The 16,099-nt window shown below is 37.4% G+C and carries 13 protein-coding genes and 1 tRNA gene; 3 read left to right on the forward strand and 11 right to left on the reverse strand.

The genetic code is table 11. From position 1 onward, the window contains the following. Positions 1-233: 233 nt before the first annotated feature. The gene (locus ACZ1AQ_RS14280) at positions 234-1,127 is read left to right on the forward strand and encodes an energy transducer TonB (RefSeq protein WP_489633539.1); all 894 of its coding nucleotides are present in this window, start codon (positions 234-236) and stop codon (positions 1,125-1,127) included. Positions 1,128-2,232: 1,105 nt separating this feature from the next. On the opposite strand, the gene ACZ1AQ_RS14285 is transcribed toward ACZ1AQ_RS14280, so the two are convergent. Both ACZ1AQ_RS14285 and ACZ1AQ_RS14290 read right to left on the reverse strand, forming a co-directional pair. Beyond that, positions 2,233-2,628, reverse strand: a complete 396-nt coding sequence (locus ACZ1AQ_RS14285; protein ID WP_064716242.1) for an ExbD/TolR family protein — start codon at positions 2,626-2,628, stop codon at positions 2,233-2,235. 2 nt (positions 2,629-2,630) lie between these two features. Then, entirely contained in the window at positions 2,631-3,326 is a 696-nt protein-coding gene (locus ACZ1AQ_RS14290; protein WP_489633540.1) for a MotA/TolQ/ExbB proton channel family protein, read from the reverse strand. Between the two features lie 128 nt (positions 3,327-3,454). On the opposite strand from ACZ1AQ_RS14290, the gene ACZ1AQ_RS14295 reads away from it, so the two are divergent. After that, positions 3,455-4,699, forward strand: a complete 1,245-nt coding sequence (locus ACZ1AQ_RS14295) for a bifunctional folylpolyglutamate synthase/dihydrofolate synthase (protein ID WP_489633541.1) — start codon at positions 3,455-3,457, stop codon at positions 4,697-4,699. 85 nt (positions 4,700-4,784) lie between these two features. Then, positions 4,785-4,862: transfer RNA gene (locus ACZ1AQ_RS14300), tRNA-Val, on the forward strand. A gap of 213 nt (positions 4,863-5,075) precedes the next feature. On the opposite strand, the gene ACZ1AQ_RS14305 is transcribed toward ACZ1AQ_RS14300, so the two are convergent. From ACZ1AQ_RS14305 to ACZ1AQ_RS14345, 9 genes are all read right to left on the reverse strand, one after another. Further along, complete coding sequence (locus tag ACZ1AQ_RS14305; RefSeq protein WP_489633542.1) at positions 5,076-7,169, reverse strand: LruC domain-containing protein; 2,094 nt, start codon at positions 7,167-7,169, stop codon at positions 5,076-5,078. A gap of 240 nt (positions 7,170-7,409) precedes the next feature. Further along, the gene (locus tag ACZ1AQ_RS14310; RefSeq protein WP_489633543.1) at positions 7,410-8,456 is read right to left on the reverse strand and encodes a cytochrome D1 domain-containing protein; all 1,047 of its coding nucleotides are present in this window, start codon (positions 8,454-8,456) and stop codon (positions 7,410-7,412) included. Between the two features lie 8 nt (positions 8,457-8,464). Continuing rightward, positions 8,465-9,511: a beta-propeller fold lactonase family protein gene (locus ACZ1AQ_RS14315; RefSeq protein WP_489633544.1), complete on the reverse strand. Its 1,047-nt coding sequence runs from the start codon at positions 9,509-9,511 to the stop codon at positions 8,465-8,467. After that, on the reverse strand, positions 9,508-11,193 hold the full coding sequence (locus ACZ1AQ_RS14320) for an FAD-dependent oxidoreductase (RefSeq protein ID WP_489633545.1): 1,686 nt from the start codon (positions 11,191-11,193) through the stop codon (positions 9,508-9,510). The genes ACZ1AQ_RS14315 and ACZ1AQ_RS14320 overlap by 4 nt, the downstream gene beginning before the upstream one ends. A gap of 7 nt (positions 11,194-11,200) precedes the next feature. Further along, on the reverse strand, positions 11,201-11,767 hold the full coding sequence (locus tag ACZ1AQ_RS14325; RefSeq protein ID WP_489633546.1) for a gluconate 2-dehydrogenase subunit 3 family protein: 567 nt from the start codon (positions 11,765-11,767) through the stop codon (positions 11,201-11,203). Positions 11,768-11,818: 51 nt separating this feature from the next. After that, entirely contained in the window at positions 11,819-13,009 is a 1,191-nt protein-coding gene (locus ACZ1AQ_RS14330; RefSeq protein ID WP_489633547.1) for a glycosyltransferase family 2 protein, read from the reverse strand. Positions 13,010-13,036: 27 nt separating this feature from the next. Further along, positions 13,037-13,651: an acyltransferase gene (locus ACZ1AQ_RS14335; protein ID WP_489633548.1), complete on the reverse strand. Its 615-nt coding sequence runs from the start codon at positions 13,649-13,651 to the stop codon at positions 13,037-13,039. Then, positions 13,642-14,856: a glycosyltransferase gene (locus ACZ1AQ_RS14340; protein ID WP_489633549.1), complete on the reverse strand. Its 1,215-nt coding sequence runs from the start codon at positions 14,854-14,856 to the stop codon at positions 13,642-13,644. The genes ACZ1AQ_RS14335 and ACZ1AQ_RS14340 overlap by 10 nt, the downstream gene beginning before the upstream one ends. Then, entirely contained in the window at positions 14,853-16,022 is a 1,170-nt protein-coding gene (locus ACZ1AQ_RS14345; protein WP_489633550.1) for a glycosyltransferase family 4 protein, read from the reverse strand. The genes ACZ1AQ_RS14340 and ACZ1AQ_RS14345 overlap by 4 nt, the downstream gene beginning before the upstream one ends. Positions 16,023-16,099 lie beyond the last annotated feature (77 nt).

Below are 16,099 nucleotides of genomic sequence, written 5' to 3' on the forward strand. Positions count from 1 at the left end.
ATAACTTATGAAAGGCACAACAAACCTTCGTGTAATTCTTATTCGAAGGCTTGTTATGTCTTTTTTTAAACTAAAAAATAAATAAATTTTTAGTTTGTATATATCATAGTAATCGGGGCTAGAGAGCAACAACCTCAATTTTTGATATCATTTTCAATATAACGCTTCTCTTTTCTTGACAATTTTTAGTACTTTTCAGCGTTTTTAACCCATACTTAAAATTCAAAACCATAATGCAATCCCCAGTTACCTCAGATAAGAAAAAAGCCATAGCCTTTTCCCTAGTAATCTACGGAATACTGCTGTTGATTTTATTTTTTATCCGCTTTTGGCCTCCCTACAACCCCGATTCCTTTACAGCACTTGCTGGCGGTGGCGGTGGTGGCCTTACGGTCAACTTTGGCGATAGCGAAATGGGACAGGGTGCCGATTACCAAAGTGAAGTGTTGGACGTAAAAAACCAAACCAAAGTTGCCCCCACATCGGCAACTCCAGACGAGGCCATCTTATCACAAGAAACGGCTACAGAGGAAAGTGTAGTCATTCCTAAAAAGGAGAAAGTAAAAAACACCACGCCTACCCCAAAAGAAACCCCAAAACCCGTTGTCGAAAAACCAAAAGTTTCCAACACAACCAACGATGCCTTGTCAAGTATTTTAAAAGGCTCCAACAAAGGAGGCGATGGCGACGATAAAGTAGCGGGCAACAAAGGAAAAGCCAACGGAAGTTTAAGCGCCAAAGATTATTATGGCTCCGGAGGTTCTGGTGGAGGAACAGGCGGCGGCAACGGAACCGGAAATGGCATTGGCACCGGAAGTGGTTATGGTGCTGGAAGCGGCGGAGGCTCTGGTGGTGGAGCGGGCTATTCTTTAGGCAACCGCAGAGCCATCTCAAAACCTGTCCCAAAATACACTTGCAACGAAGTAGGCAAAGTAGTTGTAGAAGTAGCTGTAGACCGTAACGGCAACACCATAAGCGCCATTGCCGGAAGTAAAGGAACCACCAATACCGCCAAATGTCTTCTGGACCAAGCCAAAATTGCAGCGATGAACACCAAATGGGACGCTAGCAGCAACGCACCAGAGAAACAAGTTGGCAAGATTGTTTATAATTTCAATTTGAATTAAGCCGTTGGGCAGAACTCATTCCTGCAAGGTCATTTTTCAGACATTCTAGGTATTTAGGCACTCCTTCATAATTAATTAATAGATACCTACAAGGTTAAAAAAACCTTGCAGGAAATCCAAGCCACAGAAAAGTATTACCGAACATAGTTTATTTTAGGTGCTTTTATAAAAAAACAAATCACCTAATCGAGTAGTTAATTTGAAGTAACTCATCAGGCAATAACCGTTCCTGCAAGGTCTTTTTCCAGACCTTGTAGGTATTCCTTCATCAATAGTATACCTACAAGGTTAAAAAAAACCTTGCAGGAAATCCAAGCCACAGAAAAGTATTACCGAAGGCAGTTCTTTTTAAGTGATTTTATAAAAAAACAAATCAGCTAATCAAGTAGTTAATTTGAAGTAACTCATCAGGCAATAACCGTTCCTGCAAGGTCTTTTTCCAGACCTTGTAGGTATTCCTTCATCAATAGTATACCTACAAGGTTTAAAAAAACCTTGCAGGAAATCCAAGCCACAGAAAAGTATTACCGAAGGCAGTTCTTTTTAAGTGATTTTATAAAAAAACAAATCAGCTAATCAAGTAGTTAATTTGAAGTAACTCATCAGGCAATAACCGTTCCTGCAAGGTCTTTTTCCAGACCTTGTAGGTATTCCTTCATCAATAGTATACCTACAAGGTTTAAAAAAACCTTGCAGGAAATCCAAGCCACAGAAAAGTATAACCGAACATAGTTTATTTTAGGTGCTTTTATAAAAAAACAAATCAGCTAATCGAGTAGTTAATTTGAAGCAACTTATCAGGCAATAACCGTTCCTGCAAGGTCTTTTTCCAGACCTTGTAGGTATTCCTTCATCAATAGTATACCTACAAGGTTTAAAAAAACCTTGCTGGAAATCCAAGCCACAGAAAAGTATAATCGAAGGCAGTTCTTTTTAAGTGATTTTATAAAAATTTTTATACAATCAATCGACTTACTGAAATGCGTGAGGGATAGGAGCTGGCTACCGAAGTAGCGCGGATAGCCCGACCGCAGAAAAGCAAAGGGGCGAATAGCATAGGTGTTATTCGCCCCTTTGCTTTTCTGCGGTCACGCCCAAATTATACTTATTTTGGACTGGTGGCTATTACAAACTTTAGGTTATTTTTGACGCCGATTTGAAGGACGTCTACTAAATCTTGAACTTGTAAGTTGAATGGAATTCGGACGATGACCGTTTGGTCTTTTTCGCCACTCATTTTTCCCATCAAAGTGGTTTCTAGGTCTTCGAAAGCAACGGGTTGTTTGTCGAGGTAGAACTTTTTGTCTTCGGTAACCGAAAGGCTAATGTACTGCTTATTCGTTTTTTCGTTGGACTTGGCTTTGGGCAAAGTCATTTTAATCACATTGGGATTGGCCAGTGTGGAGATGATTAGGAAAAACAACAATAAGAAAAACATAATATCGCTGAGCGAAGAGGTCGCTACTTCGGCGTGAAATCTTCTTTTTCTTTTTATCGCCATAACTATGCTCTTTGAATAATATTTACAAATTCTAAAATCTGTTTTTGCACTTTTAGCGCAAAATTATCAATCTTCCCGTTCAGCAAATGGTAGGCACTGTAGGCGATGATTCCAACAATTAATCCAGCACCACTACTAATCATTTTCTCGTACAATCCACCAGAAATGTTTCCGATACTGATGTTTTCTGTAACCGAAATGCTGTAAAAAATCTTGATTACCCCTGAAATGGTTCCGATAAATCCTAAGGTTGGAGCAATACCTGCAATTAATCCCAAATGGCCTAAATGCTTTTCCATTTGTCCAATTTCGATATCGGCCGCGCGATCCATATTCGATTCAATTTCTGCGATGGGACGACCAATCACCAGAATTCCTTCTTTTATAATTGTGCTTGAAGCCGTTGTAGAACGCTCAACGATGGCTCTAGCCAATTCTATATTTCCGGATTGCAATTGCTCTCCCACATCGCGTAACAAACGATCGTCTATTTTGGAGGCTTTATCAATATACATATATCTTTCGGCAATAACATAAAAGGTATAAAACAATAAAATGGCAATTGGAATAAGGAAAACCCCACCTTTCAAAATAAATTCCAATACCGAAATTTCAGTATTTGGAGCAACATTTTCAATAACAGCAGTAGAAGTCGCAGCAGTAAGTGAGTCGGCTTGTAGAGAGAGTAAAGTAAACATATTTTATTCTTGATTTTTACGAATTAATTCTAAAAAATATTTCAATTTTGCACTAAAGATACTTTTCGTTCTAGTATTAAACTAAAAAAAATGAAAATTATTTTAAACACCTCTTTTTTGCTCAAAAAATGAATTATCAAGAAACCCTTCTCTGGCTATACAATCAGTTGCCAATGTATCAATTACAAGGCGCATCGGCTTATAAAAAAGATCTGACCAACGTACATTTGTTAGCCGACTACTTGGGGCATCCCGAGCAAAAACTGCGATGCATACACGTGGCGGGCACCAATGGCAAAGGTTCTACTTCTCACCTCCTAGCCTCTGTTCTTAAAGAAGCGGGATTAAAAGTAGGCTTGTACACTTCACCTCATCTTACGGATTTTAGAGAGCGCATCAAAATTATTTCGAATGCCAATCCAGAACAAGCTTGGGAAGAAATTCCAGAGGGCTTTGTGTGTGATTTTGTGAACCAACACCGTTCGTTTTTTGAAGCACAGGATATGAGTTTCTTCGAAATGACCGTGGGTTTGGCTTTTGATTATTTTGTAAAAGAACAAGTCGACATCGCCATTATAGAAGTTGGAATGGGTGGCCGATTGGATGCTACTAATATTATTACGCCATTAGTTTCGATTATTACCAATATAGGATTGGACCACACTCAATTTCTAGGAAATACACTAGCGGCTATTGCTGGCGAAAAAGCTGGCATCATAAAACCCAGCATTCCCGTAGTGATTGGCGAATATACTCCAGAAACCTTGCCTGTTTTTATTAGCAAAGCCAAAAGTTGTTTTGCTGAAATTCATTTGGCCTCGGATTTGATTTCGAGTACTTATCCGTCGGATTTATTAGGCGATTACCAAGTGCACAACAAGAAAACGGTAATGCAGACCATAGCCGTTTTGAACGAAAACAAATCCATATTAGTTACGCCAAAACAACTCCAAACTGGTATGGCCAACGTAATAAAAAACACAGGACTACAAGGTCGTTGGCAACAGTTGAAAGAGCAACCCAAAGTAATTGCTGACACCGCCCACAACAAAAATGGACTTGAAATTGTGATGCGTCAAATTCAAAAAGAGAAATTTGACCAATTGCATATCGTTTTGGGAGTAGTAAATGATAAAGATTTGAAAGAAGTCTTGCCTTTGTTTCCAAAAAACGCCATTTATTATTTTTGTAAACCAAATATTCCACGTGGCTTAGATGCAACCACACTACAAAACGAAGCGCAGTTATTTGGTCTTAATGGAAAAGTATATTCTTCTGTTTCAGAAGCCTACGAAGAAGCGTTGAAAAACACTGCTCCTACAGACTTTGTCTACGTAGGCGGAAGTACTTTTGTGGTTGCAGAAATTTTGTAATTTTTTTTCATTTTTACTTGCACATCCCGAAAAGGGTTGTATATTTGCACTCGCAATCACGAAATGATAGCAACCTAGTAAAATAGGGCGATTAGCTCAGCTGGTTCAGAGCACCTCGTTTACACCGAGGGGGTCGGGGGTTCGAACCCCTCATCGCCCACCAAGAAACTCCTTAAGCAATTAAGGAGTTTTTTTGCTTTTATAATTTATCAAAATCTAGCTCATCAAAGAGATTGAACTTAAACAAAGATTTGCTCAACTGATTCAAAGTATTCCGATGGCAACGGAAAAAACTATAGCATACAAAAAACTCCTTAAGCAATTTAAGGAGTTCTTTGTTTACTTCAATATAATGAAGTGTTGTATCAAATCTTTATCATTTGTTATAAATATTGGAACTGTTTCTATGCCCAGCTTCGTTTTTATACCAATTTTTGTATTCTACGCCATTGCTTAAAACCCAATTTATAAATTTCAAGTGACTGGCATCAATTTTAGCTTTTTCAATTGGATAATCAAAACTACTAGGGAAATCTATAGCCCAAGGTAAATTGTCTTTGGTTTTGTAATATTTCCCTATGGACGACTGAGTGTTGTCAAAAGAAGTTCCGAAATAGGCTTTGTCTGCCAAATCTGTTGGTGGGTAATTTGGCAAATGAACTTCTTTCCCTCTTTCTTTATTTACAATAATAAATGGGTTGAAAGGCGCCATTCCAAAGGCACTAACATCAATTGGGTTGACTAAATCTATAGTGACTTCAATAGGCTGTGAGGCTACATATGGTTGGCCTGGGTTGGTATTACCCGCACCTTGTTTCCAAGCATTGTCGAAAACAATTATCGTCGCATTTTTTTGACCCGCTTCTGTTCCGTTTCCGTTTGTTTTGATGTAACCTTCTGTATACTTCGTTCCAGTCACAGATGCAATTTGCGAAGGCGTTACACCTGGAATTGAGAAACCAAACCCATTTTGATAACTTGCCCCAATAGCTTTTACTGTGAATTTTCCTTTCAAGCTAACTACTTTATTTTGAGCATTTGTAATTCTATTAAAATTGTAATCAACTACCAAATCATTGAAGTCATAATCTCCTTTTGCTGGCCATAAATCCTCAAAAGCAAGGGTTCCGTTAGTATTACTACTTGGGTAATAGTTATTAAATGCTAGTTTCGGGTCATTTGGATAATCATCCGAACTATCGATTATACCATCTTTATCAGTATCAATTCGGTCAGGGTTTATTTTTTGAACATCGAATATTTCAACATTTTTAATTGGATTTGCAGTAGCATAGAAAACAGCATCATTAAAATCATTGTCTCCGCCTGGGCGAATTAAATCTTCAAATCCAAGTACGAACAAACTTCTTTTCTCATCATACAACATAACTGTATGTTGACGGTATTTCATATCTGGTTCTGGATTTAACTCTAAATTAGAGTACAATAAACCCAAACCTTCTGTTGCTTGTCTTGCACTATCGCTCCAACCATTACGCAACAACATCCATCCAATTACTGTGTTTTTTTCGAAAACACCTAAAGAAACTTTATCTCCAGAATACAATCCTCCTCCTGAACCTGCAAATGAGGCATTAGGAAAAATCACCTTACATTCTTTAACATCCGCTGGAGTTTTTGGCGGAAAATCTCTGTCATAAGTATAGTATGCCAATGCATTTTTATATCCAGCTCCCTCAGAAACAAAAGTAATCCATACTTCGGCTTTATCTAAAATCACTAAATTGTGCTGACTACTCCCTAAAAGATACTCAGGATGATAGGTAGGAACGGGCATATTCTCGGGCAAAGCATTATTGACATCAATTAGGAAATTTTTATCAATCACATCGGGTTTGCTCATTAAATAATTGGGCACTCCGTTGTTGTTATAAGTCCCGATATAGTTAATTTTTATACCAGCACTCGTTTTACTGTAAAGTGCTGATGCTTGTTTGGAAGAAAAGGGTTTGCTGCTAGTTTTTTGGCTTTTTTGGGTATTTCTTGAACCTCCAAAAGTAAAATTGACTGCTCCATTTTCTAGTGGCACTTTCGTTTCTGGAACAAAACCAATAAAGTCTGTTTTTAAAACAACTTCTTTCATATCGGCTTCGAAAGTGTAATCTACTATAAATTCTCCTTGTTCATTGGTTATACCGTTGATAATCTCTTTTCCATTTTCTTCTTCAAAATTAGTCCAAACGCTCACTTTTACACCAGGAACGGCATTTCCTTGATTGTCCTTTGTTCGAAGGGTTACTTTGGCATCTTGAGTATTTTTCCAAGTAAAAGTTGAAGAAGCCTTTAGATTATCAATGGTAACTTCACCAGAAACTGGAGGAGGGTCAGTAGTAAAATCTTCAGGGTCTTTACTACAAGAGTTTAACAAAATCATAATAACAAATAACACTATCCATACTGAATTGCTATTTTGCTGCGCATTTTTAATGAAGGTTTTTAAATTATTCATATCCTTTAAATTAGAATGTTTTTAGGTTAAGTTTTATCTCAATTTACAATGTGCTTTATTTTGATGTTTTTGAGTATCCAAAAACAACACCAAAAAAAATATCCATCTAAAACGCTGATATTTAGGCGCTTTACCCCATATATAGAAATTCATTCTTATCCATAAATTAGAAATGCTTTCCATTTTTTGGAACTACTTATTCTAAAAAACACACCACTGAATAGGAATTCAGAGGATAAATTAATTTACAAATGCAATAGCATCTGGAACTCTTCCTGTTCCTATGGTGCTTACAATTTCAAAAGTTTTCATATCAATCACTTCAATTTTATTAGCATTGGAATTAGAAACGAAAGCATACATTCCATTGGGATGCATTACAATATTCACGGGACGCGGTGTATGATATAGTAATTTCTCTACTAATGTTGTTTTCCCGTGAAATACAATGGTTTTTATCTTCTTTTTTAATTTTTGATTATACACATAAACAGTACCTTCTATCGCATTAGCCACTAAACAATACTTCCCGTCTGTTGAGAATTTAAGCTTTAATGGGTCATCACCTGTTTTCAAAGTATGGGTAACTTTATAAGTCGAGGTATTTATTACCGAAATAGTATTCTCTTTATTATTAGTGGCCCATAATTCTGAGCCATCTGGGGTAATATCGATGCCTTTTCTTCCTAACCCACAAGGAATTATCTTAATCACTTTATTGAGATGTAAGTCGATAACGCTCACTGAACTTGAACCTATGTTCGTAACATAAGCAATGGCTTTACTTGGGTGCAACACTATAAGATGACTCTTTTTTTGTTGGGTTTGTATTTTTCTTTCAATACTATCGGTATCAATATTAATTACTAATAATGTATTAGTAACATAATCAATCACCCCAACTTTATTGGGTTCTGGAAAAGCTACAATCCCATTAACTTTTATATTGTCTTCTAAGTCTATCGTTTTTTCTACTTTGTTCTTTTTAGTATCAATGATTTTCAAAACATTGCCATCACTAGCCCCGTAATTTGTAAGCACCACTCTTTTCTCATCCGAAGTTGCAACTGCTTCGTGAGATAAAATATCAATAGGAATTTCATTTATTTCTTTCCCAGTAAATAAATCAAATACGTGAACACTCTCGCCAACCTTACTCACAATATATAATTTACCTGTGGTTTGTATGGTATACGATGGTAATCTAGCAATAAAACGGACCACTTGAAAAGCAACGAATACAATTGCAAGTGATAGGATTCCATATTTTACTTTCTTACTCATCATAACAAAAACTATAATACAATTGCTAAGCCGTCTGGCATTTTCCCAACTTTGATACTACTACTAATGGTAAAGTTTTGCATATCAATAACCTCAACTCTACCTGCCGTAAAATTGGAAACAAAGGCATACAATCCGTTAGGATGCATCAATATACCAACAGGTCGAGGCGTGCGGTAGATGATTTTTTCGAAAACATTTTTATTACCTGGAATAACTATGGTTTTAAAAAGCTTCTTGGATTGGGTATCAAAAACTGAAATTGTCCCCTCACTAGCATTAGCAACCAATCCATACTTTCCGTCAATTGAAAACTTTACTCTTAAGGGCTCTTTTCCAGTTTTCAATCGAGCTGTTTCTTTATTTGTTGAAGTATTGATAACCGAAACGTAATTTTCTTTGAGATTTGAAACCCATATTTCTGAACCATCTTTTGAAATAGCAATCCCTTCTGCACTCTTTCCGCAAGGTATAATTTGAACAACTTTATTGCTTTCAATATCAATTACACTTACAGAACCAGAACCAATATTGGTTACATAAACAATTGGCTTAAGAGGATGTTTGACCAATAAATGACTGACTTTTTGTTGGGTGGCTATCTGCTTTTCTACGATTCCAGTTTCAACATTGACTACTGATAGATGGTTGCCATCATCAGACACCACACCAACTTTGTTTGGGTTTTGCAAAGTAATAATACCGTGAGGACTGGCACCCTTATTCCCCAAATCTATTGTCTTTATGATACTGTTCTTCTCTGCATCAATGACTGTAATGCTTTTACCCTTTGCATCAATAGCGCCATAATTTGTGACTACTATTCTGTTCGGGTTGGTTACTACTGTTGCTTCGTGTGGCTCTATTGCAATGGGCAACTCTTTTATCTCTTCCCCTTTTTCTAAATCAAAAACAGTAATGCTTCGGCTTGTTTTATTGACAACATATAATTTCCCTTTGGTTTTTATGGAATATTTGGGCTGTTTGATGACATAAACCATTCCAAATACCAGACAAATTAAGCCCGAGAGCAGTACTATTTTTTTTAGAAAACTCATAACTTGTTGGATTTAAATTGCTCGATTGCATATCGGCAAGCTCGTACGGTAAGTGCCATATAAGTCAAAGAGGGATTTTGGCAAGCCGATGAAGTCATACAACTACCATCTGTAATGAATACATTTTTGACATCGTGCATTTGATTGTATTTGTTCAGAACCGAAGTTTTGGGGTCATTTCCCATTCTTGCCGTTCCCATTTCGTGTACAGCTGAGCCTGGGGGTGGACTCGTTCTATAACTCCCTACATTTTTGAACCCTGCTTTGGTTAAAATTTCCTCACTCGATTTTGTCATATGTTCCATCATTGCTAATTCGTTGGCACCATATTTAAAATGAACCTTAACCAATGGCAATCCCCATTGGTCTAGATTTTGGGTATCTAACGTAATTTTATTTTCATAATTTGGCAGCACTTCCCCTCGCCCACCAAGAGAAATCGTCCATTTACCGGGAGTTTGCAGTTGTGCTTTTAAAGCTGCGCCAAAACCTTGTGTGGGTTTTGACTCCCAATTCTCCCGCTCTCCTTTTCCTTGAATGCCATATCCTCTGACAAAATCAGGGTTTTGCGTTTGCTTATTTATGTTTTGAAATCTTGGAATATAAATAGTTCCAGGCGACCTCCCTTCGTAATATTTATCCAACAATCCATCAAAAGTTCCGTAGGTTCCTTCATTGACGATATGGTCCATTAAATTGTGTCCGACTTGTTGGCTTGAATTCCCTAATCCGTTGGGAAAAGAGGGCGAAACAGAATTCAATAAGATAGCAGCTGTGGCAATTGCCGAGGCGTTTAAGAAAATTAGTTTAGCGTAGAACGTGTGCTCTTGTTTTGACAGCGCATCAATGATTTTTATACCGATGGCTCTTTTAGTATTGGCATCATACAGCACTTCTTTCACAATTGAGTTCGCTCTCAACGTTAAATTCCCAGTGGCCTGCGCATCTATCAATGTTGCCGAGTTACTGCTAAAATAGCCCGCAAACGGACAGCCGCGACTGCATAAATTGCGATACATACAAGGACCCCTCCCTTTCTTGGGTTGGGTTAAATTTGCTACTCTACCGTTAATTATCACTCTATCGGAATAATGCTCTTTTACTTTTTGTTTTAAATGCTGTTCTATTGCATTCATCGGTATTGGAGGCAAAAAAACACCATCTGGTAAATGAGCTATGGACTCTGAACTTCCGCTAATACCAACATAATCTTCAACATAGTCGTACCATTGTGCCAAATCTGCATAGCGTATGGGCCAATCGACTCCATAACCGTCATTTTTGTTGGCTTCAAAATCCAAATCTGAAAGACGGTAGCTTTGTCGACCCCAAGTGAGCGAACGCCCTCCAACTTGATAACCTCTAATCCACTTAAATGGATCCACCTGAATATAAGGATGCTCTTTGTCATTGACATAAAAATGCTTGTCGGCGGCATTACAATGACTGCTTTGCACGGGTCGCTCCTCGAGTTCTTTATTGGTCAAATGCTTTCTATTTTTAAAATCCCAAGGATTCAGAAAAGCTGTGGTGTAGCCCGTAACGTGTTCAACTTGTCCACCTCTTTCTAACACCAAGGTTTTTAAGCCGCCTTCTGTGAGTTCTTTCGCTGCCCATCCTCCACTGATTCCTGACCCTACAACAATAGCATCAAAGGTGTTTGTTTCTGTTTGGTTTTTCATACTATAACTATTTTGTTGCCCAAGCTTTTTGGTTGGGTTGAATGGTGGTGATTGCTTTATATCTAGCAGGAATAGGTTCGTACACTAAATGTTTTGTCGCTCCTAGTTCTGACGTACAATATCCTTCTACAGTTAATGCTTTTAAAATGGTAAAAAAAGGACGACCCGATATTTTATTTCTAATTTTAGAAAACAAACCCGAACCTTCGTAAGTACTATCCAAATCCTTTACGATGGCTACTTGTTGTTGTGGCGTGCATTTTTCAAAAGGGAAGCCGTAGGTATCCAAACACGATTCTTGGAGGTCATTTAATCCGTTAAAGAAATTAGTATATTCTTTTTTCGAAGAACACGATTCCATAAAGTCAATAATAAAATCCTGAACGTTAGCTTCTTTCGCACCTGGAGTTTCGGTAGCAGGAATAATCACATCGACTAAGGCCGCAATTAAATTCTTGTAATTAGGGAGTTCTCCTCTATTGGATTTCGCATAAAAAAAATGAAATCCCGTATAGGCAGCAACCCCAATTCCAGTGAGGGCTAAAATTCCGCCGATAGCTTTTCTTCTATTCATAACTATACTTTTTTGAATTGAAATCTAATAGTTTACAAACTTTATTCAAGGCTAACTCGCTCGTTGTGCTCTTTCCCAGTTTACCGATTGTGACTTTTTCATATATCTAAAAAAGCCCAAAACGACACACATATTCATTATAAAAAAGTAGTACGGTACAAACAAAATCTTGACTCTGGTTTCTCTATTTTCTAAAAACCAACCCAATAAAGCCAAAGCATAAAAAAGCAACTGCAACCAAAACAGAGTGGAATACAAACCAAAAGAGAAAATTCCTTCGTTGATGGCTAATATTGACAAAATAGGAATAAGAAGAATGAGACATAAAGGTGTTAAACTCCAACGCAAAACGCGATGCGATATGTATTGAAACGAAAGGGTTCCGTATTTAAAAACATTCAGCAAAGAACGAAGTCTAACGATAGATTGAATGCCTCCCGCAGAGATTCTAACTTTGCGTTTAAATTCTTCTTTCACGTTGGCCGAAGCGGTTTCGATAGCATAGGCTTCAGGGTCATATTGAATGGTATAGCCTTCTTGAGCGACTCTTAGTGATATGATAAAATCATCCAATAAAGTGTCTTTTTCAACGTGGCGATATAAGTCTGTTCGGATAGCAAAAAGTTCTCCCGCTGCTCCTACCACTGAGTACAATTCGGCATCCCATTTTTTCAATGTCGATTCATATTTCCAGTAAATGCCTTCACCTGCACCAGAGGCGACATCGCTTTCTTTATCAACAATTCGTTTTTCACCAGAAACGCAACCTACCTTTGGATTGCTAAACAAGTTTACGATGCGTCTTATGGACTCTTTCCCAAGATTGGTATTGGCATCACTAAAAATAACAATGGGAGTTTTCACAAAATCCATCCCTCGATTCATTGCTCCAATTTTACCATTGCGCTCATCTAAATGATAGACTGTGGTGTTTGGGTATTCTTTCAATACATCAGGAGTGCCATCATCAGAGCCATCGGTAACCCAAACGATATTGATTTTTTCTTTAGGATATTCGAGTGCTAAGGAGTTTTTCATTTTGGCTGCTACATAATCCTTCTCATTATATGCCGCAATAAACAAGGTCACTTCGGGTTCATAGGAAGGGTCAATTTCTATCTTTTTGCCCATCTTGAAAAACCTTCTAATTTTTATAATTGCATACAACAAAATACCGTAACCTACATAGGTATAGACTATCACCGATAGCAAAATCCAGAATAGTATCTTTAGTGTTATCATTTTTACTTGCTTAAAATTTATACAGCGTTAGACCTTTTCCCATATTTGTTTTTCAAGATTGTATTGTTTCAATACTCTTGCTGGATTCCCTACAGCGACAGCATAGTTTGGAATATCTTTTGTGACCACGCTACCCGCTGCGACTACACAATTTTTACCAATAGTCACTCCAGCCAAAACCACTACGTTGGCACCAATCCAAGTGCCATCACCAATGCTTATAGGTGCTGTAGAAACTCCCTGAATATGAATGGGCCGATTAACATCTTCATAGTTATGGTTCAAGCCCGAAAGGGTAATGTTTTGTGCCAATCGTACATCATTTCCAACGGTAACTGGACCAATAATGGTGTTGCTGAGTCCTATTTTGGTTCGGTCTCCAATAATTACCGGACCCACACCATTGTTTATGGCTGAAAAATCTTCGATAGTTGAATCCACTCCAAGTTCAAATTTATTCCAGGGAACAACGTCCAATCTTGTTCGATATCTAATGATAGCTCCTTTTCCTTTTTTATGATAAAAAGGATTTACGAACCACTTAATCCAAAGCCTAGGTCTTGTTTGCTTTGGAATAAGTATGGACCAATGAACCAGTTTTTTCAATTTTTCATTGGATTTTATTTTCTCTTTCAATCCCATTGTATCTTGTGTTTGGTAGCTTTTATTATTCCTTCATAGATGGCACTAACATTGTTTTCCCAAGTGTGGCTTTTGGCAAAATTGGCTCTTTGTTTAGCCAATGCTTTCGAGTTTTCTTCCAAAGCTTTTTCGGTTAACGTAATGTACTCTTCATTTGAAGAAGCCAAGTATACATAGTCACGAAACATTTCCATTGCTTTGGTTTGTGTTGCAACTACTGGTTTTCCCATAGCTAGGTATTCGTCGATTTTTCTTGGATAATTGCCAATCGTTAAGTTGTTGGTCAACTGCGGATTGATGGCTACATCAAAACCTTTTACATAAGCTGGAAGTTCGGAGCCATCTTTACTCCCAAAAAAATACACATTCGGCAATTGATGCAATTTTGATTTTTTAAAATCGTCGTCTTCTGGCCCCACGAGAACAATACTCCAGTTTTTTCTTTGCTCGGCGATATATTCAAGTAAATTGATGTCTAATCTTAAACTAGTAAGCGAGCCCACATAGCCAATAATTGGCGAGGGTACATCTTTGAATTCGGCAGGAACCTGTATCATACCTTCATCATCACTAAAGTGAGAGACATCGCAACCTTGTCCAACCATATAACTATAAGCGGTGTATTGTAAACCAAAATCTGCAAAAAAATCAGAATTGGTCAATAGAACATCCGCTTCTTGTATGACTTCGGGTTCCATTTGTTCTCCGTGTTTTTGCCAATACGGTACTTTTACCAAATAATCTCGCATATAGTACGCGTATACTTTGGGCTGTAAAAATTCCTTCAAATGTCTTCCTAAAAACATTGAACTGTCATTAAAGAGAATGATATCTTTAAAATTCAATCGCTCAGCCGCCGAAATAATATCTTCTGAAAACAAACGGGCATTTCTCCTGTTCAACATTCTAAAAACACTATCAATAGGCAACCAATTAATGGATTCGACACTGTTTTTTGGGTATAAATTCCAAAGGTTAGTACCAATCTCGTATAAATCAGGTTCGAGACCTTTTTTGATGCTGATTCGTTTTTGAATTTTTTCTTTATGCTTGTCTTTTCGCATGGTAGCTCTATCCATAGGTGGATTTACATATAAAACCCGATTGTGTTTGGCAAACTCCAACGCTATATTCTTGCAATTACTACCTATTTCTATATCCCAGGCTTGTATGCCTACCACTATTATATCTTTACCTTTTATCATTGTCTAGCTTTTTTTGAATGTTCGAAATGAATGGTTTCATAAAGTTTCAAATACTCTTTGGCCATATTTTTCCAAGAAAACTGTTTGCTGCGCTCCAAGCCTTTCTCACAAAGTGATTGGCGATACGCTTCATTATTTAGAATGGTGATGAGTCCATCTGTAATTTCTTCTGGTTGAAACGGATTGACAATATGGGCAGCATCTTTTGCAATTTCAGGCATTGATGAAGTGTTTGATGTGATTACAGGCACGTTACACGACATCGCTTCCAGCATAGGAATCCCAAAACTTTCCCGAAGTGACGGATATAAAAAGATATCGCACTGAGAATAAATAGCTGGCAAATCAGTATTGATTACGTAGCCCGTCAACACAATATGATGAATGAGATTGGGGTCGTTAATTTCATTCAACAAGCTATTCAGTTCTGTTTTATCATAATCCAACATTACGAGTTTATGATTTGAGGCTGTTCGTTTTAAAAAATCTGAAAAAGCTTTCAGCGTTCCTTTTGTATTCTTTTTAGGGTCTGTATTACCCAGAAAAAAGAAAAAATGGTCTGGCAAATTGTATTTCTCTTTAACCCGTTTGAGTTCCTCTCTATTGGTAATGGGTTTAAAATGTTCGCTTACCCCATTATAGATAGCGTCTAATTTTGTACTGTCTTTAATCCCAAAAAACTCCCCAATCCTATTTTTTTCAAAATGAGAAACAGTAATCACTTTTTTACTTTTGTCCACTACCCGAGGCACCACCAATTTCCTGTAAATGTTTCCAAATTTTTGATATGTACTGGCACTACTTCTCAGTATTTTCAAATAACTACTTTCCATATAAATAATGTCGTGAAGAATCGTTATCAGCGGAATAGATGTAAAAAAAGGTGCGGTATTGCTAGTGCAGTGCAAGATGTCGCAACCATATTTTTTGGCAGCATTGGGCAATGCTATTTGTTCCCAAGTAGGATATGGCCCTCCTTCTAATTCTACAATCGTAAAATTCGAAGTGGCTTTCAAAACAGAACGATCCTCATCTGGTTTTACAAAAATGAAATAGTCATTTACATGGTCTAGCTCTTGCAGGTTCTTTATTAGTTCTAAAGCTACCATGTCCATACCATGTTTTTTCTTGCGAAAAAGGCGTTGCCCTTCTATACCTATTTTCATATGCAGCTATATTTTATATTCAACAGTCATATGTATCTTTCAATAATCATAATCGACCTTTGCTTCTCATTGCTATC

The organism is Flavobacterium sp. UM26 (assembly GCF_057922445.1).